The following is a 17945-nucleotide window of genomic DNA, read 5'->3' as shown; positions in this document are numbered from 1 at the left end:
GTTCACCGGCAGGAACGATCCGGCTCACGGATGCGTTCGGATCTGTCAGGCTGTTCATCCACCGTCCCACCTGCAGCCAGGAAGGCCGCAATGCCCGAACTCCCCGTCGTGTTCGAAGTCGGCTCGCTGATCGCCATCGTCGCGATCCTGCTCGCCGACCTGCTCATCGTCGCGCGCCGCCCGCACGTGCCGACCCTGCGGGAGTCAGCGACGTGGGTGGGCGTCTACGTGGGGCTGGCGCTGGTCTTCGCGGTCCTGATGCTCGTGTTCGCCGGCGGCGACTCGGCTGGCGAGTTCCTGGCGGGCTGGCTCACCGAGTACAGCCTGAGCATCGACAACCTGTTCGTCTTCGTCATCATCATGGCGCGGTTCTCGGTGCCGAAGAAGATCCAGCAAGAGGTGCTGATGCTCGGCATCATCATCGCGCTCGTGCTGCGTGGCATCTTCATCCTCGTCGGCGCCCAGCTCATCGAGAACTTCTCGTGGATCTTCTACATCTTCGGCGCCTGGCTGATCTGGACCGCGATCCAGCAGCTCCGCGGTGAAGACGACGGCGACGACCAGAAGGACAGCTTCATCGTCCGGCTGCTCCGCCGACGGGTCCGCCTCACCGACACGTTCGACGGCATGAAGTTCCGCACCACGCACGACGGCGTCCGGCACTTCACGCCGCTGCTCATCGTGCTGATCGCCATCGGCACCACCGACCTGCTGTTCGCGCTCGACTCGATCCCGGCGATCTTCGGCATCACCGAGAGCCCGTTCATCGTGTTCACCGCGAACGTCTTCGCCCTGATGGGCCTGCGGCAGCTGTACTTCCTGCTCGGCGGCCTGCTCGAGCGACTCGTCTACCTGAAGTACGGCATCGCGGTGATCCTCGCGTTCATCGGCGTGAAGCTCGTCCTGCACGCGCTGCACGACAACGAGCTGCCCTTCCTGAACGGTGGCGAGCACATCGAGTGGGCGCCGGAGATCAACACCTGGGTCTCCCTGATCGTGATCATCGCTGCGATGGCGCTGTCGACCCTGGCCAGCGTGGTGCGGATGCGTCACGACGGCGTGGAGACGAAGGACGACGAACCCGCGCGCACGACCTCGGACTGACGGAAGGTGCGCTGAGCGACAGCAGGCCGGGCGCTGGAGCGTCCACCAGGTGCCCGTGCCAAGGTCGACGGGTGCACAACAACGACACCGTCGTGATCGCCGGCTGCGGCGACCTCGGAACCGAGGCCGGCCTGCGGTTCGCCGAACAGGGACACCACGTGGTCGGCCTCCGCCGCCGCGCCGAACTGGTCCCGGCGCCGATCACCGGCCGGAGCGTCGACCTGCGACACGAGGCCCCCGAGATCCCCGCCGACACGAGCGTCGTCGTCGTGGCCTTCGCCGCCGGCAGCCGCGAGGTCGACGAGTACCGCGCCACCTACGTCGACGGCCTGCGGAACGTGCTCGAGGGCATCGACGCCTCGGATGCCGACCCACGACTGCTCGTGGTGTCGTCGACCGCGGTGTACGACGTCGACGACGGCAGCGTGGTCACCGAGGACACCCCGGCGCACGGTGGGACCCCGACCGCTCAGGTGCTGGTCGAGGCCGAGGCGCTGCTGCGCGAACGCGCTCCCGGAGCCGTGCTCGTCCGCCTGTCCGGGGTCTACGGGCCGGGCCGTGAGCGTCTGATCGACCAGGTCCGCTCCGGTTCCGCCCGCCTGGCCCCCGGTGCCTCGCCGCACACGAACCGGATCCACCGCGACGACGCCGCCGCGGCGCTCGTGCACCTGGCAGCCGTGCCGGACCCGGCGCCGACCTACCTGGGCACCGACGACGAACCGAGCCGGCTGGACGACGTGCTGCGGTTCCTGGCCGGCGAACTCGGCGTTCCCGAGCCCGCCACCGGCGACGGCGGTGCCCGGCAGTCCGGCGGTGACAAGCGTTTGTCGAACGCGCTGCTGCAGTCCACCGGCTGGACTCCGCAGTACCCGACGTTCCGCGAGGGCTACCGCGCCGTGCTGGCCGGCGAGGGCACCCGCCACCCCTGACGCCCCCGCGCTCAGTGCCCGCGGTGGTCCTGGATCGTGAGCCGCGGACCGAACGCCGGCTTCCGGAACCCCGAGCCGCCGATCAGCCGAACGACCCGCTCCCGGTGCCCCCGCCACGGCTCGAGCAGCTCGAGCATCCCGTCGTCGTCGACCGGTCCCCCGGTCAGCGCCCACCCGACCAGCGCGGGGACGTGGAAGTCTCCGACGCTCGGCGAGTCCGGGTCGCCGTGGGAGCGCTGCGCGGTCTCGGCAGCCGTCCACTTCCCGATGCCCGGGATCGACTGCAGCCGCGCGGACACGACCGATCCGCCGCGGCCGAGCGTCAGCGTCCGCTCGAGCGCCGGGGCCACACGCACCGCGCGCATCACCGTCGCCGACCGTCCGGGCTCGATGCCGGCCTTGTGCCACTCCCAACTCGGGATCCGCGCCCACTCGTCGGCCGTCGGCGGCACGATGAGACCGTCGGGTGCCGGCCCGGGTGCCGCGGTGCCGTACCGGCGGAGCAGGTACCGCCACGCTCCCCACGCCTGCCGCGAGGTCACCTTCTGCTCCATGATCGCCGGCACGAGCATCGCGACGACGGTGTTCGTGCGGAGCAGCCGGAGTCCGGGCTGCTTGTGCCGGGCGGCTGCGAGGAACGCGTGCCCGGAGACGTCGAACCCGTCCCAGTCGTCGCCGCGACCGAGCAGCTCCGGTGCGTGCTCGACCGCCCACGCCGCACCGTCGCCCCACGCCGAGACCGCGATGGTGCCGCCGGCCTGCCGGATCGCCACGGAAGCCGGGCCGGTGGGCGTCCGCAGCGCGAGCCACACGACCGACCCGACCACCTTGTAGGCGGGGTCGCCGGAGCCGCGCTGCAGGGGCCGCAGGGTCGACGTGACGTCCACCGGGCCTCCCGGTCGGTACACCGTGTCGACGCGAGACGCATCGACGGACGCACCGGCGGACGACGAGGCGGAGTCGAGCAGGGTCACACCGGGATGGTAATGCGCAACCACCGTCAGTCATGATGGTCGCAGTCCCCACGACCCCCACCCGCACCACCCGACGACGGAGTTCCCATGCGCATCGGCATCCTCACCTCCGGAGGCGACTGCCCCGGCCTGAACGCGGTCATCCGCGCGATCGTCCTCAAGGGCATCGCGATCCACGGCCACGAGTTCGTCGGGTTCCGGGACGGCTGGCGCGGCGTCGTCGACGGCGACATCGTCCCGCTCGGCCGCAAGGACATCCAGGGCATCGCCAAGCAGGGCGGCACGATCCTCGGCACCAGCCGCACGAACCCCTTCGAAGGACCGAACGGTGGGGTCGAGAACATCGAGCGCATGCTCGAGCGCCACGGCATCGACGCCATCGTCGCGATCGGCGGCGAGGGCACGCTCGCGGCGGCGAAGCGCCTCACCGACGCGGGCCTGAAGATCGTCGGCGTGCCGAAGACGGTCGACAACGACCTGGGCGCCACCGACTACACCTTCGGGTTCGACACCGCCGTCGCGATCGCGACCGAGGCGATGGACCGCCTGCGCACCACGGGCGAGTCGCACTCCCGCTGCATGGTCGCCGAGGTCATGGGCCGGCACGTCGGCTGGATCGCCCTGCACTCCGGCATGGCCGCGGGCGCGCACGCGATCCTCATCCCGGAGCAGAAGACGAGCATGGAGCAGATCGCGAAGTGGGTGCGCGCCGCCTACGACCGCGGGCGTGCACCGCTCGTCGTGGTGGCCGAGGGCTTCGTCCCCGACCACGAGGACAACGCGCACACCGAGCGCGGGCTCGACGCCTTCGGCCGTCCGCGGCTCGGTGGCATCGGCGAGCGCCTCGCGCCGCTCATCGAGGAGATGACGGGCATCGAGACGCGCGCCACGACGCTCGGGCACATCCAGCGCGGCGGCACGCCGACCGCGTACGACCGGGTGCTGTCGACGCGGCTCGGTCTGGCGGCCATCGACTCGGTGGTCGAGGAGCGTTGGGGCCGGATGGTCGCGCTGCGCGGCACCGAGATCGAGCACGTCTCGTTCGAGGAGGCGCTCGGCGAGCTCAAGACCGTGCCGCAGGCCCGGTTCGACGAGGCCGCCATCATGTTCGGGTAGCGCGGGGGCGTTTCGGGCGTACCTGGTCGTTTGCGGGCGTACCTGGTCGTTTTTTTCGACTCGGTACGCCCGGTTCCGCCAGGGATCGCTCGCGTTCTGGGAAAGAACGGACCGCTGGCCGGGAGGCCCGGGGTAGCGTCCGGCGCATGACCCGCGCCGTAGTCGTGTCCAGTTCCGCCCCGCCCGCCGTCGCCGACGTCGACCTGCCCGATCCGGCCGAGGGCGAAGCCCTCATCGACGTCACGTACTCGAGCGTCAACTACAAGGACGGCCTCGCGCTCGCCCGGAACCCGGGCGTCGCCCGGGTCGACCCGCTCGTGCCGGGCATCGACGTCGTCGGGACCGTGTCCGCTCTCGGTCCGGGGGTGCACGACGTGGCGATCGGCGACCGCATCGTGCTGAACGGCGCCGGACTCGGCGAGACCCGGCACGGTGGCTGGGCCCAGCACGCGGTGGTGCCGTCCGGTTCCCTCGTGGTGCTGCCGGACACGATCGAGGACTCGTTCGCGGCGGCGATCGGCACGGCGGGGTTCACGGCGATGCTCAGCGTCCTCGCGCTCGAACGGTTCGTCGCGCCCGATGCCGGGCCGGTGCTCGTGACCGGCGCGTCCGGCGGCGTGGGGACGGTGGCGATCGCCCTGCTCGCCGCCCGGGGCCACCGGGTGACCGCGTCGACCGGTCGGAGCGCCAACGAGGCCTCGCTCCGACGACTCGGCGCGACGGAGGTCGTGGACAGGAGTGCGCTGTCCGAGCCCGGCAAGCCGATGCAGCGTGCGACGTGGGCCGGCGCCGTGGACAGCGTCGGCGGGGCCACCCTGGCGAACGTGCTGGCCGGCACCCGGTGGGGCGGTGCCGTCACGGCGTGCGGGCTCGCCCAGGACTCCGCGCTGCCCACGACGGTGCTGCCGTTCATCCTGCGGGCGGTGTCGCTGCTCGGCATCAACTCGGTGGACGCCCCGCTGGAGCTCCGGCGTCGAGCGTGGGAGCGCTTGGCGACCGACCTCGACCCCGCGCTGCTGGCGGGCGTGACCCGGACGATCACACCGGAGCAGGCCATCGCGGTCGGCGCGGACGTGGTCGCCGGGCGCGTGCACGGTCGGACGGTGGTCGACCTCCGGCGCTGAAATACTCCTGTACCACAATTTTACAAGCGCTTGCAAATTGACACGTTAGGATTCCAGTACCGAGTCCGATGCACGAGGAGATGACATGCCGGTCCCGAAGTCCACGGTCGAGAACTCACCCCGCAAGCTGCTCCGCGACGTCGTGTACGAGAAGATGCTGGCAGCCCTCCGCGACGGCACGCTCCAGCACGGCGAACGCCTGAACGACGACGAGCTGGTCCAGTGGCTCGGAGTCAGTCGCACCCCCATCCGCGAGGCGATCGCGAAGCTCGTCGACATCGGCCTCGTCGAGATGGAGGCGAACCGGTACACCCGCGTCGCCACCCCCACGTTCGACGACTGGGTGACCGCGACCCGTGCCACGGCCGGGTTCTTCGAGCTCAGCCTGCGCTGGGGCATCCCCGAGTACGACGACGCGGACGTCGCGGCGATGCAGAAGCTGCTCGACCGTGCCGACGGACTCCGCAAGGTCCGCGACCTCGGCTTCAGCGGCGCCGTGACCGACATCATCGAGTTCGCCATCGCCCACTCCGGCAACCCCCTCGTGCAGGTCGCCGCCGAAGGTGCGCTCGAGCGCGTCCGCTTCACGCTCAACCCCACCCCGGCGTTCGAGCAGTACGGTTCCGAGGCGTTCTTCTCGATCCTCGGCGAGGCACTCGACGAGCGCGACGGCGAGACGGCCGCCGAGGCCGGACGTGCGCTGACGCGGAACTTCGAGCAGCACATCGAGTCGGTCCGCTCCGCACGCAGCTGACGGGCCAGGATGGACGGGTGACCGACGTCCTGATCAACGCCACCGGTGTCCGCGTGACCCGGTCCGGGCGCGACCTGCTGCACGACGTCGACCTGACGGTCCGGCGCGGTGAGCACTGGGCGCTCCTCGGGCCGAACGGCGCCGGCAAGTCCACGCTGCTCGCGGTCCTCGGCGCGACGGGCCACCCCACCGCCGGCACGGTCGAGGTGCTCGGCCGACGCCTGGGACGGGTCGACGTCCGGGAGCTCCGCGAGCACATCGGGCACGTCGATCCCCGGCACCGGATGCTCTCGCCGCTCACCGTGCTCGAGACCGTGCTGACCGGGCTGACCGGCACGACCGACCTCATGGTGCGGTGGGAGCCCACGGCGGCCGAGGTCGAGGCGGCCGAGCAGCACGTCGCCGACGTCGGCCTCGCCGCACGGCGCGACGCCCGCTGGCCCGTGCTGTCCCAGGGTGAGCGGGGCCGCACCCTCATCGCGCGCGCACTGATGTCGGAGCCGCAGTTGCTGCTGCTCGACGAGCCGGCGACCGGCCTCGACGTCGCAGCGCGCGAGCACCTGCTCGAGACCGTCGACGCACTGCGGCACCGGCACCCCGAGCTCGGCAGCGTCATGGTCACGCACCACCTCGAGGACCTGCCGGCGTCGACCTCGCACGCGATGCTGCTCCGCGACGGCGCCGTGGTCGCGCGGGGCACCGCGGACGAGGTCATCACGTCGTCGGCGGTGTCGCACGCCTTCGACTTCCCGCTCGCGATCCTCCGGTCCGAGGGGCGCTGGGCAGCACGGCGTTCCGCCTGACGGCGTTCCGCCTGACGGCGCGGAGCCGGCGCGGGGGACGGACAGCCGCGCTGCGCCGCTCCTGCCCGTGCTTGAATGGTCGCTCAGGTGTCTGCGGCCCGTGTCGGGGAGGGACCCGACGCCGGACGACGGTGTCAGGCCGCGCACCGCAACGAGGGGGAACACCATGACGACCACGCCGCCGCCCTACCCGGGGTCCGAACCGCAGCCGAACAGCGGCCAGCAGCCCGGCCAGCAGCAACCCGGCCAGCAGCCCTGGGCGCAGCAGCAGCCCGGCCAGCAGCCGTACGCGCAGCCCGCGGCCGCCGGGGCGCCCTACGCGCCGCCGCCCAAGCAGTCCCGCGGCAAGCGCGTCCTCATCTCACTGCTCGGCGTCGTCGTCGCCGTGGTCGTCGCGATCCTGGTCCGCCAGGCGCTGACCGCCGCGTTCAGTGACTCGACAGAGGAGAAGGTCTCGAAGGCCGTCGTGCAGATCCGCGAGCAGAGCAACCTGCCGAAGCAGGTCGACTCCGTGACGACGTGGACCGGTGTCGAGGCCGAGGGCAACGCCATCCACTACGACTACACGGTGTCGTCCAGCGTCGACCCGGCCTCGATCACCGAGAGCGCCATCCGCGATTCGGTCGGCCCGACGCTCTGCTCGAACAGCGACACCAAGGAACTCCTCGACGAGGACGTCGACATGCGGTACACCTACGCGTTCGACGGCTCCTCGAAGACACTCGACACGACGTTCACCAAGTCCGACTGCTCCTGAGTCGTCGAGGGTGGGGGCGGTGCTGTCCCCTGTCCCGCCCTCGACGGTCCGGTCGGTACGCGGTTGTGCGTGGTGCGGTGTGCACCGTACCTGGTGCGCCGTACTGGGCTGCGATGTGCACGGCTCTCGCCATGGCGCTGCCCACTGCGCCGACAGGGACCGGGTTGCCCGCCGGTCATCGGGTCCGTACCCGCCCCGGTCCGTCTACCGACGCACCGCCCGCTGCTCAGTCGACCAGGGTGACCTCCCAGTTGGTGCGCTGGACGACGGCGTCGAGCTCCCGGATCTCCTTCGCCAGTGCGTCGGCCCGCGACCGGAGTTCGGCCGTCGGCAGCGCGGCGAACGTCCGCAGTTCGCTGCGGAGCTGGCGGTAGCCGCCGGTGGCGCCGGCCGTCGCGTCCGCCGCCCCGGTGACGAGCGCGTGCCGCAGCCGCAGGGCATCGCGGCGCGCGAGCAGCGCGGTCACGGTCTGCCCGGACGCGACGGTGGTGCTGGCGTTCGTCGCGTTGATGCGGGCGAGCAGGACCTCGAGTGCGTCGATCGACCGCTCCGCCTCGGCGAGGAGCTCGCGGGCGTCCTCGTCGGGTTCTTCGCCCTCTTGGTAGCGGGCGTTCGCGGCGATGCGGCCGCGCAGCTGTTCGATGCGCTTCTGCAGGTCGGCGCGCTCGATGAGGGCCTCGGCGAGTTGCATGTGGCCAGTCAACCAGCCGCCGCGGCCTTCGCCGCTGCGGGGAGTGCGTCGAGGATGCGTCCGACGGCCCGCTCGTCGTGGGCGGCCGTGACGAACCACGCCTCGAACACGCTCGGCGGCAGGGTCACCCCGGCGTCGAGCATCGCGTGGAAGAACGGCGCGTACCGGAACACGTCCTGCGCCCGCACGTCGTCGTAGTTCCGCGGCGCGGTGTCGGTGAAGGCGAACGAGAACAGGTTGCCGGCGCGCTGCACGGTGTGGGCGACGCCCTCCGCCGACAGGGCGTCCGACGTCGCCGCGGAGATGACCGAGGCCGTGCGGTTCAACGACTCGTACACGGACGGCGTCGCGGCGCGGAGCGTGGCGATGCCGGCGGCGACCGCGAGCGGGTTGCCGGACAGGGTGCCGGCTTGGTACACGGGGCCGAGCGGGGCGAGGAAGTCCATCACCTCGCGGCGACCACCGAGCGCGGCCAGGGGCATGCCACCGCCGATGACCTTGCCGAACGTGATCAGGTCGGGCTTCCACCCGGCACCGTCGGGGACGACCTTCGAGGCCTCGAGGCCCCACCATCCGGCGGACCCGACGCGGAACCCGGTCAGGACCTCGTCGACGATGAGCAGCGCCCCGTGCGACTGCGTGATCTGCGCGAGCGCCCGGTTGAAGCCGCGTTCGGGGGCGAGCACGCCCATGTTCGCCGCGGCCGACTCGACGATCACGGCGGCGATGCGCTCGGAGTGCTCGTCGAAGGCACGGCGGACCGCGTCGAGGTCGTTGTAGGGCAGCACGAGCGTCTGCGCGGCGGTCTCGGCCGTGATGCCCGCGCTGCCCGGCATCGCCAGGGTGGCGACGCCCGAGCCGGCCTCGGCCAGCAGGGAGTCGGAGTGCCCGTGGTAGTGCCCGGCGAACTTCACGAGCAGGTCGCGGCCGGTGTAGCCACGGGCCAACCGGATCGCCGTCATCGTGGCCTCGGTGCCGGTGGACACCATGCGGAGCTTCTCGATGGGGCCGTCGCCGTCGACCGACACCCGCTGCTTCACGAGCTCGGCCAGCTCGGTCTCGCCCGGGGTCGAGGCGCCGAACGACAGCCCGCGCGCGGCGGCCTGCTGCACGGCCTCGACGGTACCCGGGTGCGCGTGGCCCAGGATCGCCGGCCCCCAGGACGCGACGAGGTCGACGTACTCACGACCCTCGGCGTCGGTGACGTAGGCGCCCTTCGCCGACACCAGGAAGCGCGGGGTGCCACCGACCGAACCGTAGGCACGGACGGGCGAGTTCACGCCGCCGGGGATCGCGTTCTTCGCGCGGCCGAACAGCTGGTCGTTCGTGGTCATTCGGGGGCCTTCCCGGTCGAGGCGATGCCGGCGACTGCGGCGGTGGTACCGGAGGTCCGGAGGTCGGCCTCCTGGTTGAGCTTCCGCGCGATGTCGACGGCGAAGTAGGTCAGGATCGCGTCGGCGCCGGCCCGCTTGATGCCGACGAGCGACTCCATCGCTGCGGCGTCGCGGTCGATCCAGCCGTTCTGCGCGGCTGCCGTGATCATCGCGTACTCGCCGGAGATCTGGTAGGCCCACACCGGTACGGGCGAGGTGGCGGCCGTCTCGGCGAGCACGTCGAGGTAGCTCATCGCGGGCTTCACCATCACGACGTCGGCGCCCTCGTCGACGTCGAGCGCGACCTCCCGCAGGCCCTGACGACCGTTGGCGGCGTCGATCTGGTACGTCCGTCGGTCGCCGACGAGCGACGACGACACGGCCTCGCGGAAGGGGCCGTAGAAGGCGGAGGCGTACTTGGCCGCGTACGCCAACAGTGCGGTGCCGGTGTGGCCGGCGACGTCGAGCGCGTCGCGGGCGGCGGCGATCTGGCCGTCCATCATCCCGCTCAGGCACACCAGTTCGGCACCGGCCTCGGCCTGCGCGACCGCCATGTCGCGGTAGCGCAGCAGGGTCGCGTCGTTGTCGACGGAGCCGTCGGTCGCCAGGACGCCGCAGTGCCCGTGGTCGGTGAACTCGTCGAGGCACAGGTCGGACTGGACGACCAGGTCGTCACCGACCTCTTCCTTGGCCACGCGGATGGCGACGTTGAGGATGCCGTCGGGGTCCGTCGCGCCGGACCCGGTCGCGTCCTTCGTGGTGGGCACACCGAACAGGTTCACGCCGCCGATGCCCTGGCCCGCGGCCTCGACGAGTGCTCGCCGGAACGAGTCGAGCGAGTGCTGCTGGACGCCCGGCATGCTCGAGATGTCGACGGCGTCGGTCGCGCCCTCGCGGATGAACATCGGCAGCACGAGCTCGGCTGGGTGCAGCCGGGTCTCGGCGACGAGCCGTCGCATCGCGGGGGTGGCGCGGAGTCGACGGGGGCGGACCTGGGGGAAACGGCCGGTCACGGGTGGCCTTCCTGTTCGGGGACGGTGGGGTTCAGGGCTTCGACGACGGCGTCGAGCAGTGCTTCTGCGGACCGGGTGGGTCCGACGACGTGGACCGGCAGTCCGGCCGCGCGCGCGTCGGCGGCGGTTCCGGGGCCGATGCAGGCCACGAGGGTGCGGGGGTCGAGCGGGGTCATCCGGCGGGCGATCTCGCGGGCGACGCTGCCGCTCGTCACGAGCACCGCGTCGGGCACCGCGTCGAGGGTGATCGGCTCGTCGCCGGTCCCCACGGTACGGTACGCGACCACGTCGTCCACGTCGATGCCGCGGGCCCGCAGCCCGTCGACGAGCGTGGGCGCAGCGATCTCGGAGCGGGGGAAGAGCACGGTGCCGTCGGTGTCCGGCAGGGCCGCGACGAGCCCGGCGGCCGAGGCCTGGTCCGGCACGAGGTCGACGACCCAGCCCGCAGCACGCGCGGCACGGGCGGTCGGCTCCCCGACCGTCGCCACCCGCACCCCGGACGGGAGGCCCGTCATGCGTTCCGCGAGCACCGTGACGGCCGTCGCACTGGTCACCACGACCCACGCGTACCCGGCCACGCGCGCGACCGCACGGTCGAGCGGAGCGACATCGAGCGGTGGCTCGGTCGTGATGAGGGGGACGACCCGCGGATCGAGCCCGCGCTGCCGGGCCGACGCCGCGACACGCTCGCCCCACGCGCCACCCCGGGGGATGACGACGACGGGAGCGGGCGTGTCCGTGGCGGGCTCTACTTCACCGAGTCGGCGAGGTCCGCCAGGTCGCCGGCACCGTTCTCGAGCAGCTCGGCGGCAACGCGGCCACCGACCTCGAGCGCCTCGGCCAGACGGTCCTGCGCGGATCCCTCGAGCACGGCCGCGTGCGACGCCGTGCGGTACTCGCTGCCGTCGGGGCTGTAGACGGTGGCGGAGACGAGGAGGAGCTCGGCGTCCACGACCGCGGTCGCACCGATCGGGGCGGAGCAGCCGGCCTCGAGCTTCGCCAGGACCTCGCGCTCGGCCGTCACCGTCAGGCGGGTCGGGGCGTGCTCGATCTTCCGCAGTGCGGCGAGCAGGTTCGTGTCGGCTTCGTCGGCACGGGTCTCGATCGCCAGCGCACCCTGACCCGGAGCACTCGGCCAGAAGCCGAGGTCGAGCAGTTCGGTGGCGGCCGACAGTCGGTCGATGCGGCCGAGCCCGGCTGCCGCGAGCACGACGGCGTCGAGGTCGTCGTCCACGCGACCCAGGCGGGTGTCAATGTTGCCGCGGATGTCGATGACGTCCAGGTCGGGGCGCTTGGCCTTGAGCTGTGCGACACGACGCGGGGAGCCCGTGCCGACCTTCGCGCCCTCGGGCAGGCTCTCGACCGTGGCGCCGTTGCGGGCGACCAGGACGTCACGGGCGTCCGCGCGCTTCGGCACGGCGGCGATCGTCAGGCCCGGGTACGGCGCCGTCGGCAGGTCCTTGAGCGAGTGCACGAGGACGTCGACCTCGCCGGCGACCAGGGCCTCGCGCAGGGCGCTGGCGAAGACGCCGGTGCCCCCGAGCGACGCGAGCGAGGCGCGGTTCGTGTCGCCCTCGCTCGTGACGGTGACGAGCTCGACCGGCCGGCCGGCCGCCGCTGCCAGGCGGTCGGCGACGTCCTGCGACTGCGCGACCGCGAGCCGACTGGCGCGGGTGCCGAGCCGGATCGGGGTCGGTCCGTCGGTCACGGGGCGACGCCGGCGGCGGCGGGCTTGAAGCCGGCGCGGACGTTCTCGCAGCAGCCCGGGCGGCAGACGTCGTACCAGGGACCGATGTCGGTCAGGTGCGGACGCTCGCTGGTCGGGGTGCCGTTGACGCGCTCGAGGACCAGGTCGACCAGGCCGGACACGTAGGCCGGGTCGATGCCGGGGGTCTGCGTGCGGAGCGACCAGAAGCCGAGTTCTCCGGCGGTCTCGGTGGCTTCCTCGTCGAGGTCCCACATGACCTCCATGTGGTCGCTGACGAAGCCGAGCGGGACGATCAGCACGGCCCGCGTCGAGCCGCCCTTGAGGTCCTCGTTCATGTAGTCGTTGATGTCGGGCTCGAGCCACGGCTGCGTCGGGGGGCCGGAGCGCGACTGGTAGACGAGCTTCCACGCCGGCTTCGACGTGCCCTGCAGGTGTGCGTGCTCGGGCTGCTCGAGCAGCTCCGCCCACGCCTGGTCGAGGACGACCTGCGCCACGGCGAGGTGCTGCGCCTCGTAGGCACCGTGCTCGTCGAAGCCGCGGTAGTCCGGGCCGGACTTCGCGGCGTCGGTCGACGGGATCGAGTGGGTCGAGAACAGCACGTGCAGCTCGGTCGCGACGTCGAGCCCGTCGTTCTCGGCGATGGCCCGGGCCATGCCGTCACGGACACCGTCGACGAAGGGCCGGACGAAGCCGGGGTGGTCGAAGAACTGCCGGATCTTGTCGATCTCGATGGTGCCGAGCAGTCCGGTCTCGTCCAGGACGCGCGCGTAGTCCTCGCGGTACTGGCGGCAGCTGGAGAACGACGAGTAGGCGCTCGTCGCGATGGCGATGAGCTTGTTGTAGCCCTTGTCGGCTGCCTCGGTGAAGGCGCCTTCCAGGTAGGGCTCCCAGTTGCGGTTGCCCCAGAGCACGGGCATGTCGATGCCGCGCGACGCCAGCTCGGCCTCGAGCGCGGCCTTCAGCGCGCGGTTCTGCGCGTTGATCGGGCTCACGCCGCCGAAGTGCCGGTAGTGGTGGGCGACCTCTTCGAGCCGCTCGTCCGGGATGCCCCGGCCGCGGGTGACGTTGCGCAGGAACGGGATGACGTCGTCCTGGCCCTCGGGCCCACCGAAGCCGGCGAGCAGGATCGCGTCGTAGGCGGTCGGGACCTCGACGTGCTCCGGTCCGGACGCCGCCGCGGGGGTGGCGGCGAGGACGGGCTGGCCGTTCGTGATCATGCTGGTGTCGGTCATGACAGCACCTCCGGGAGTTCGGCGGTCGTCACGCGACGACCCGTGAAGAAGGGGACCTCTTCGCGCACGTGCAGGCGTGCCTCGGTGGCCCGCAGGTCGCGCATCAGGTCGACGAGGTCGACGAGCTCGGGACTCTCGAGCGGCAGGATCCACTCGTAGTCGCTCAGGGCGAAGGTCGCGATGGTGTTCGTGAGGACGCGGCGGTACTTCGCGCCGGCGATCCCGTGGTCGCGGAGCATCTTCGAGCGCTCGTCCTCGGGCAGCAGGTACCACTCGAAGGAGCGGACGAACGGGTACACCGTGATCCACGCCTCGGGGTCCTTGCCACGCAGGAAGGCGGGGGTGTGCCGCTTGTTGAACTCGGCCTCGCGGTGCATCGCCATGACGTGCCAGACCGGCTCGGCGTCCTGGAAGAGCCCGGTGCGACGGATCTCGCGCAGCACCGCCTGGATGGCCTGCGCGTCGTCGCCGTGCAGCCAGATCATGACGTCGGCGTCGGCGCGGAACCCGGAGACGTCGTAGAAGCCCCGGGTCGTCACGCCACGCTCGGCGGCGGACGCGATCACGGCGTCCAGCTCGGCCACGGCGTCGTCACCGACGCGGTGGACGGGCCCGAGCGGACGGCGGAAGACGGCCCAGAGCGCGTAGGCCGTCATCAGGTTGGGATCGATCCCGGTCGCGGGGTCGGTCTCGTGCGGGGAATGCGCGGGCGCGGTGTTCGTGGGCGCGTCGGAACTCATGGATCCTTTGTCCTATCGGTTGCCAGGGTCGTGGCCGCCCCGCACCCGGTGGACCGCGCTCGGGCGGTCTACCGCCGTCGGAGCACCATCACGACGATACCCCCGACCACCGCTACTCCGGCTGCGAGCCCGGCCAGGTACGGGACCGGCTTCTCGTCGATCCCGCGCTTGACCTTCGACGCCGCGATGCCGATCTGCTTCGGGACGTTGAGCTTGTCCTCGATCGCGTCGAGGGTGTCGAAGAGCTGGGCGCGGGTCGCGGCGACGCGGTCTGCGAGATCGTCGTGCGGATCGGTCACGGTTCCTCCGTCGGTGGTGCGGCTGTCGGGGCTCAGAACCGGCCGCCGACGTCCGGCTTGCGGCTGCCGTGGCTGGGCGGAGTGGGCTTCTTGCCCATCCCCTTCACCGCGTTGATGTCGTTCTTGACGCTGTCGATCGTGCGCTTCGGCGTGATCGGCAGGCCCTTCTTGAGGCGCTTCCACCCGATCCACCCGAGGATGGCGGCGATGATCAGCATCACCACGGCGATCACGATCGCTGCGAGCCAGGCCGGCATCACGGTCGCCAGGCCCATCACGGCGGCGGTCAGGAAGACGCCGATCGCGTAGAGCACGATGACGAGCGCACCGACCAGCAGCCCCGCGGCCAGTCCGAAGATCTTGGCCTTGGTGAGCATCTCGGCCTTGAGCAGGTCGATCTCGCCCTTGACCAGGCCCTTGACGAGCTTCGGGACGTCGCCCACCAGACCGAACAGCGAACGCGACTTGCGGTCGCGGGTGTCGGTCATGAGGTGGTGGTGTCCTTCTTCTGACCGACCTTGCGGACGGCCTTCTTCGTCGTCTCACCGATGAACTCGGCGACGTCCGGGGTCTTGTCGGCGATGAAGTCCTCAGCGACGTGCACGCCCTTCTGGACGCCGTTGCTGTTCCAGACCTTGCCGCTGACGGTCTTGATCTGCTCGTACCGCGCCCGTCCGGCTCGCGATCCCAGGACGTACCCGAGTGCGGCGCCGGCGACGAACAGGAGCTTTCCGCGCATGTGCGATTCCTCCGTTGGTTCAGTGTGCGGTGGTCATGCGCCGAACGGAATACGTCCGACGGTCTCACCAACAGTAGCCCCCGGGTGGTCTGGGGTCCGCTCAGGAACCCAGGATCTGTCCAGCGGCGGTCCGAGCGGCCCCGATGATGCCGGCCAGCCCTCGTCCGGTGGCCACCTCGCCGACGCCGACGACACCCGCCGCGAGACCGGCGGCGGTCAGGTCCGGGCCGTGCCAGCGGACGCGTGCGGCGCCCGCGACGTGCGTCGCCGTCAGGGGGACACCGAGCAGCGTGGCCGCGTCGTGCAGCGCCCGGGTCCCGACCGGTCCGTCCGGGTCGACCGGGAGGCTCGTGGCCGCGTCGTCGGGTCCCGTCGCGCCGTGCACGCTGGTCGCGTCGGCCGGCATCGCGTAGCTGAGGCGCAGCACGTGGCGCCCGGCGGCCGCCTCGGCGAGCCAGGGCCACTTCACCGTCGCGTGGGTCAGGGCCTTCGCCGCCACGGCGCGGGCATCGGGGTGCACGAGCATCCCGGTCCCGCGTGGAGCCGCGTCGAGCTCGGGTTGGTCGACGACGAGCGTGACGAGCTCGATGCCGGTGCGGTCCGGCGCCGCGGTGCGCTCGGGGTCGGGCACCGACGACAGGGTGTGCTGCGCGGGCAGGCGCTCGACCGTGCCGTCCGCGGAGACGACCTCGACCGCGTGTGCCTCGATCCGCGTCGCCCGGGTGTGCAGCCGGACGTCGACGCCGTAGGTCTCCGTGTCGGCGACGAGTTCGTCCACGAGCCGGACGATCCCGCCGCGGATCCCCTGCACCGGGGTGCCGGCGGCAGCGCGGGCCCGGAGCGCCAGGACCGCGCGGGCGAGCGAGCCCTCGCGGAGCAGCGCCGCGCGGAGACCGGGAGCCACCCGCTCCGGGTCGAGCTGGTCGGGGTGGGTTGAGTGCACCCCGCCGGCGATCGGGACGACCAGGTCGTCGAGGACCCGCTCCCCCATGCGCCGCCGGACGAGCTCGCCCAGGGACTCCGCCTTGGCGCCGACCGGTCCGGGCAGCAGCGAGTCCATCTGCGCGCGGAGCCCGCCCTTCTGCCCGACGACGGCGAGGACGTCGGCAGCCATCGGGGTGCTCGGGATGCCGAGGAGCCCGGTCGCGGGGATGGGCGACGTCCGACCGTCGCGGGTCATCAGCCAGGCGCCGCGCGGGTCCGGGGCGACGACGTCGTTGCCGAGGCCGAGTTCGATCGCCAGGCGGCCGACGGCGTCGGTGCGGGTCGCGAACGAGTCCGCCGCCATGTCGAGGTCGAGACCGCCGACCGTGTGCCGGCGGATCATGCCGCCCAGCACCCCGGACGACTCGATCAGGACGACGTCCGCGCCGCCCTTCGCCAGGTCGCGGGCGGTGACGAGTCCGGCGATCCCGCCGCCGACCACGACGACGTCGGTCACGCTGCGGCTCCGGCTGTCCCGTCGGTGCCGTCCGTGCCGTCGCCCAGGGAGTGCACGAGCTCGACGACACGGGTCAGCACCGTCGGGTCGGTCTCCGGGGGCACCCCGTGGCCGAGGTTCACGACGTGGGCGCGGGCGGCGCCACCGCGGCGGACGACCTCGCGCACGTGGGCCTCGAGGACCTCCCACGGGGCCGAGAGCATCGCCGGGTCGATGTTGCCCTGCACGCTCACGCCGGTACCGACCCGGCGCACGGCCTCGTCGAGCGGGAGCCGCCAGTCGACCCCGACCGCGTCGACGCCGACCGTGTCCGTACCCAGCGTGGTCATGTCGGCCAGGACCTCGCCGCTGCCGACGCCGAAGTGGATGCGCGGCACACCCAGGTCGGTCACGTGGGAGAGCGCCTGCGCCGAGTGCGGTGCGACGGACCGGACGTAGTCGGCGCGCGACAGGGAGCCGACCCACGAGTCGAAGAGCTGCGCGGCCGAGGCCCCGGCGAGCACCTGGGCCCGCAGGAACGCCCCCGACACCTCCGCCGCCCAGGCCAGCAGCCGCGACCAGGTCTCCGGCTCGGCGTGCATGAGGGTGCGGGCGCGGATGTGGTCCTTGGAGGGACCGCCCTCGACCAGGTACGCGGCGAGCGTGAAGGGCGCACCGGCGAACCCGATCAGCGGGGTGTCCCCGAGCTGCTCGACGGTGCGGGCGACCGCCTGCCGGATGGGTTCGAGGGCGGCCGGGTCGAGCGGCTCCAGCGCGTCGACGTCCGCCGCGGTGCGGATCGGGGACCCGAGCACGGGGCCGCGTCCGGGGACGATCTCGACGTCCACGCCCGCGAGCTTGATCGGGACGACGATGTCGCTGAAGAAGATGCCGGCGTCGACTCCGTGCCGGCGGACGGGCTGCAGCGTGATCTCCGACGCCAGCTCGGGGTCGAGGCATGCGTCGAGCATGGCCGTGCCCACCCGGAGCTCGCGGTACTCGGGCAACGACCGGCCGGCCTGCCGCATGAACCACACCGGCAGGGTCTCCGGACGGTCACCCCGCAGGGCCCGCACCAGGCGGGAACCACTCGTCCGCCCTGCTGCCAGGGGGTGGGAGTCGGGGAGGGATGTGGTCGTCGCTTCGGTCACCGGATGATTGTCCCATCG

General features: G+C 72.1%; 20 protein-coding genes. 7 read left to right on the top strand and 13 right to left on the bottom strand.

The window, feature by feature from the left end; all coding sequences use genetic code 11:
- Positions 1–90 precede the first annotated feature (90 nt).
- Both ACGH48_RS00665 and ACGH48_RS00660 read left to right on the top strand, forming a co-directional pair.
- Positions 91–1104, top strand: a complete 1014-nt coding sequence (locus tag ACGH48_RS00665; RefSeq protein WP_396289811.1) for a TerC family protein — start codon at positions 91–93, stop codon at positions 1102–1104.
- A gap of 71 nt (positions 1105–1175) precedes the next feature.
- Positions 1176–2033: an NAD-dependent epimerase/dehydratase family protein gene (locus tag ACGH48_RS00660; protein WP_396289810.1), complete on the top strand. Its 858-nt coding sequence runs from the start codon at positions 1176–1178 to the stop codon at positions 2031–2033.
- 11 nt (positions 2034–2044) lie between these two features.
- On the opposite strand, the gene ACGH48_RS00655 is transcribed toward ACGH48_RS00660, so the two are convergent.
- Complete coding sequence (locus ACGH48_RS00655) at positions 2045–3007, bottom strand: DNA-3-methyladenine glycosylase family protein (protein WP_396289808.1); 963 nt, start codon at positions 3005–3007, stop codon at positions 2045–2047.
- Positions 3008–3094: 87 nt separating this feature from the next.
- Here ACGH48_RS00655 and ACGH48_RS00650 point away from each other — a divergent pair, with 87 nt between their 5' ends.
- From ACGH48_RS00650 to ACGH48_RS00630, 5 genes are all read left to right on the top strand, one after another.
- Positions 3095–4123, top strand: a complete 1029-nt coding sequence (locus ACGH48_RS00650; RefSeq protein ID WP_340196689.1) for a 6-phosphofructokinase — start codon at positions 3095–3097, stop codon at positions 4121–4123.
- 146 nt (positions 4124–4269) lie between these two features.
- Entirely contained in the window at positions 4270–5247 is a 978-nt protein-coding gene (locus tag ACGH48_RS00645) for an MDR family oxidoreductase (RefSeq protein ID WP_396289807.1), read from the top strand.
- Positions 5248–5332: 85 nt separating this feature from the next.
- Positions 5333–6001 (top strand): GntR family transcriptional regulator, encoded by a 669-nt coding sequence (locus ACGH48_RS00640; RefSeq protein WP_396289806.1) that lies wholly within the window; start codon positions 5333–5335, stop codon positions 5999–6001.
- Between the two features lie 17 nt (positions 6002–6018).
- Positions 6019–6804 carry an ABC transporter ATP-binding protein gene (locus tag ACGH48_RS00635; RefSeq protein WP_396289805.1) on the top strand — a complete coding sequence of 262 codons (786 nt, stop codon included), beginning with the start codon at positions 6019–6021 and terminating at the stop codon, positions 6802–6804.
- Positions 6805–6970: 166 nt separating this feature from the next.
- Complete coding sequence (locus ACGH48_RS00630; RefSeq protein ID WP_396289803.1) at positions 6971–7561, top strand: hypothetical protein; 591 nt, start codon at positions 6971–6973, stop codon at positions 7559–7561.
- A gap of 226 nt (positions 7562–7787) precedes the next feature.
- Here the strand turns inward: ACGH48_RS00630 and ACGH48_RS00625 are convergent, their stop codons facing one another.
- The 12 genes from ACGH48_RS00625 to hemE form a co-directional block, all read right to left on the bottom strand.
- Positions 7788–8252, bottom strand: a complete 465-nt coding sequence (locus ACGH48_RS00625) for a DIP1984 family protein (RefSeq protein WP_123311092.1) — start codon at positions 8250–8252, stop codon at positions 7788–7790.
- Positions 8253–8260: 8 nt separating this feature from the next.
- Positions 8261–9586: a glutamate-1-semialdehyde 2,1-aminomutase gene (gene hemL, locus ACGH48_RS00620; RefSeq protein WP_123311094.1), complete on the bottom strand. Its 1326-nt coding sequence runs from the start codon at positions 9584–9586 to the stop codon at positions 8261–8263.
- A complete protein-coding gene (hemB, locus tag ACGH48_RS00615; RefSeq protein ID WP_396289801.1) occupies positions 9583–10638 on the bottom strand; it encodes a porphobilinogen synthase in 1056 nt (351 codons plus the stop codon). Before hemB ends, hemL begins: the two co-directional genes overlap by 4 nt.
- Positions 10635–11351 (bottom strand): uroporphyrinogen-III synthase, encoded by a 717-nt coding sequence (locus tag ACGH48_RS00610; protein ID WP_340196716.1) that lies wholly within the window; start codon positions 11349–11351, stop codon positions 10635–10637. Before ACGH48_RS00610 ends, hemB begins: the two co-directional genes overlap by 4 nt.
- A 35-nt stretch (positions 11352–11386) precedes the next feature.
- A complete protein-coding gene (gene hemC, locus ACGH48_RS00605; protein ID WP_222659088.1) occupies positions 11387–12346 on the bottom strand; it encodes a hydroxymethylbilane synthase in 960 nt (319 codons plus the stop codon).
- On the bottom strand, positions 12343–13578 hold the full coding sequence (locus tag ACGH48_RS00600) for a ferrochelatase (protein ID WP_340196682.1): 1236 nt from the start codon (positions 13576–13578) through the stop codon (positions 12343–12345). Before ACGH48_RS00600 ends, hemC begins: the two co-directional genes overlap by 4 nt.
- Positions 13575–14318 (bottom strand): hydrogen peroxide-dependent heme synthase, encoded by a 744-nt coding sequence (gene hemQ, locus ACGH48_RS00595; protein WP_340196681.1) that lies wholly within the window; start codon positions 14316–14318, stop codon positions 13575–13577. Before hemQ ends, ACGH48_RS00600 begins: the two co-directional genes overlap by 4 nt.
- 68 nt (positions 14319–14386) lie before the next feature.
- The gene (locus tag ACGH48_RS00590) at positions 14387–14617 is read right to left on the bottom strand and encodes a DUF3618 domain-containing protein (RefSeq protein ID WP_111083767.1); all 231 of its coding nucleotides are present in this window, start codon (positions 14615–14617) and stop codon (positions 14387–14389) included.
- 32 nt (positions 14618–14649) lie between these two features.
- The gene (locus ACGH48_RS00585; RefSeq protein ID WP_396289798.1) at positions 14650–15105 is read right to left on the bottom strand and encodes a phage holin family protein; all 456 of its coding nucleotides are present in this window, start codon (positions 15103–15105) and stop codon (positions 14650–14652) included.
- Complete coding sequence (locus tag ACGH48_RS00580; RefSeq protein ID WP_017887727.1) at positions 15102–15356, bottom strand: hypothetical protein; 255 nt, start codon at positions 15354–15356, stop codon at positions 15102–15104. The genes ACGH48_RS00585 and ACGH48_RS00580 overlap by 4 nt, the downstream gene beginning before the upstream one ends.
- A 100-nt stretch (positions 15357–15456) precedes the next feature.
- Positions 15457–16797, bottom strand: coding sequence for a protoporphyrinogen/coproporphyrinogen oxidase (locus tag ACGH48_RS00575; RefSeq protein WP_396289797.1), 1341 nt, complete (start codon positions 16795–16797; stop codon positions 15457–15459).
- The gene (gene hemE / locus ACGH48_RS00570) at positions 16794–17927 is read right to left on the bottom strand and encodes a uroporphyrinogen decarboxylase (RefSeq protein ID WP_396289796.1); all 1134 of its coding nucleotides are present in this window, start codon (positions 17925–17927) and stop codon (positions 16794–16796) included. The genes ACGH48_RS00575 and hemE overlap by 4 nt, the downstream gene beginning before the upstream one ends.
- Positions 17928–17945: the final 18 nt, after the last annotated feature.

It is taken from the genome of Curtobacterium pomorum, assembly GCF_044497295.1.
Classification (GTDB): Bacteria; Actinomycetota; Actinomycetes; order Actinomycetales; family Microbacteriaceae; genus Curtobacterium.
The sequence above is the reverse complement of the archived record's forward strand: the minus strand, read 5'-3'. Positions and strand labels throughout refer to the sequence as shown.

Coding starts and splice junctions, on each gene's coding strand:
- ACGH48_RS00665 (WP_396289811.1), top strand. CDS start 91: ATGCCCGAACTCCCCGTCGTGTTCGAAGTCGGCTCGCTGATCGCCATC.
- ACGH48_RS00650 (WP_340196689.1), top strand. CDS start 3,095: ATGCGCATCGGCATCCTCACCTCCGGAGGCGACTGCCCCGGCCTGAAC.
- ACGH48_RS00645 (WP_396289807.1), top strand. CDS start 4,270: ATGACCCGCGCCGTAGTCGTGTCCAGTTCCGCCCCGCCCGCCGTCGCC.
- ACGH48_RS00640 (WP_396289806.1), top strand. CDS start 5,333: ATGCCGGTCCCGAAGTCCACGGTCGAGAACTCACCCCGCAAGCTGCTC.
- ACGH48_RS00630 (WP_396289803.1), top strand. CDS start 6,971: ATGACGACCACGCCGCCGCCCTACCCGGGGTCCGAACCGCAGCCGAAC.
- ACGH48_RS00625 (WP_123311092.1), bottom strand. CDS start 8,252: ATGCAACTCGCCGAGGCCCTCATCGAGCGCGCCGACCTGCAGAAGCGC.
- hemL (WP_123311094.1), bottom strand. CDS start 9,586: ATGACCACGAACGACCAGCTGTTCGGCCGCGCGAAGAACGCGATCCCC.
- ACGH48_RS00600 (WP_340196682.1), bottom strand. CDS start 13,578: ATGACCGACACCAGCATGATCACGAACGGCCAGCCCGTCCTCGCCGCC.
- hemQ (WP_340196681.1), bottom strand. CDS start 14,318: ATGAGTTCCGACGCGCCCACGAACACCGCGCCCGCGCATTCCCCGCAC.
- ACGH48_RS00585 (WP_396289798.1), bottom strand. CDS start 15,105: ATGACCGACACCCGCGACCGCAAGTCGCGTTCGCTGTTCGGTCTGGTG.
- ACGH48_RS00580 (WP_017887727.1), bottom strand. CDS start 15,356: ATGCGCGGAAAGCTCCTGTTCGTCGCCGGCGCCGCACTCGGGTACGTC.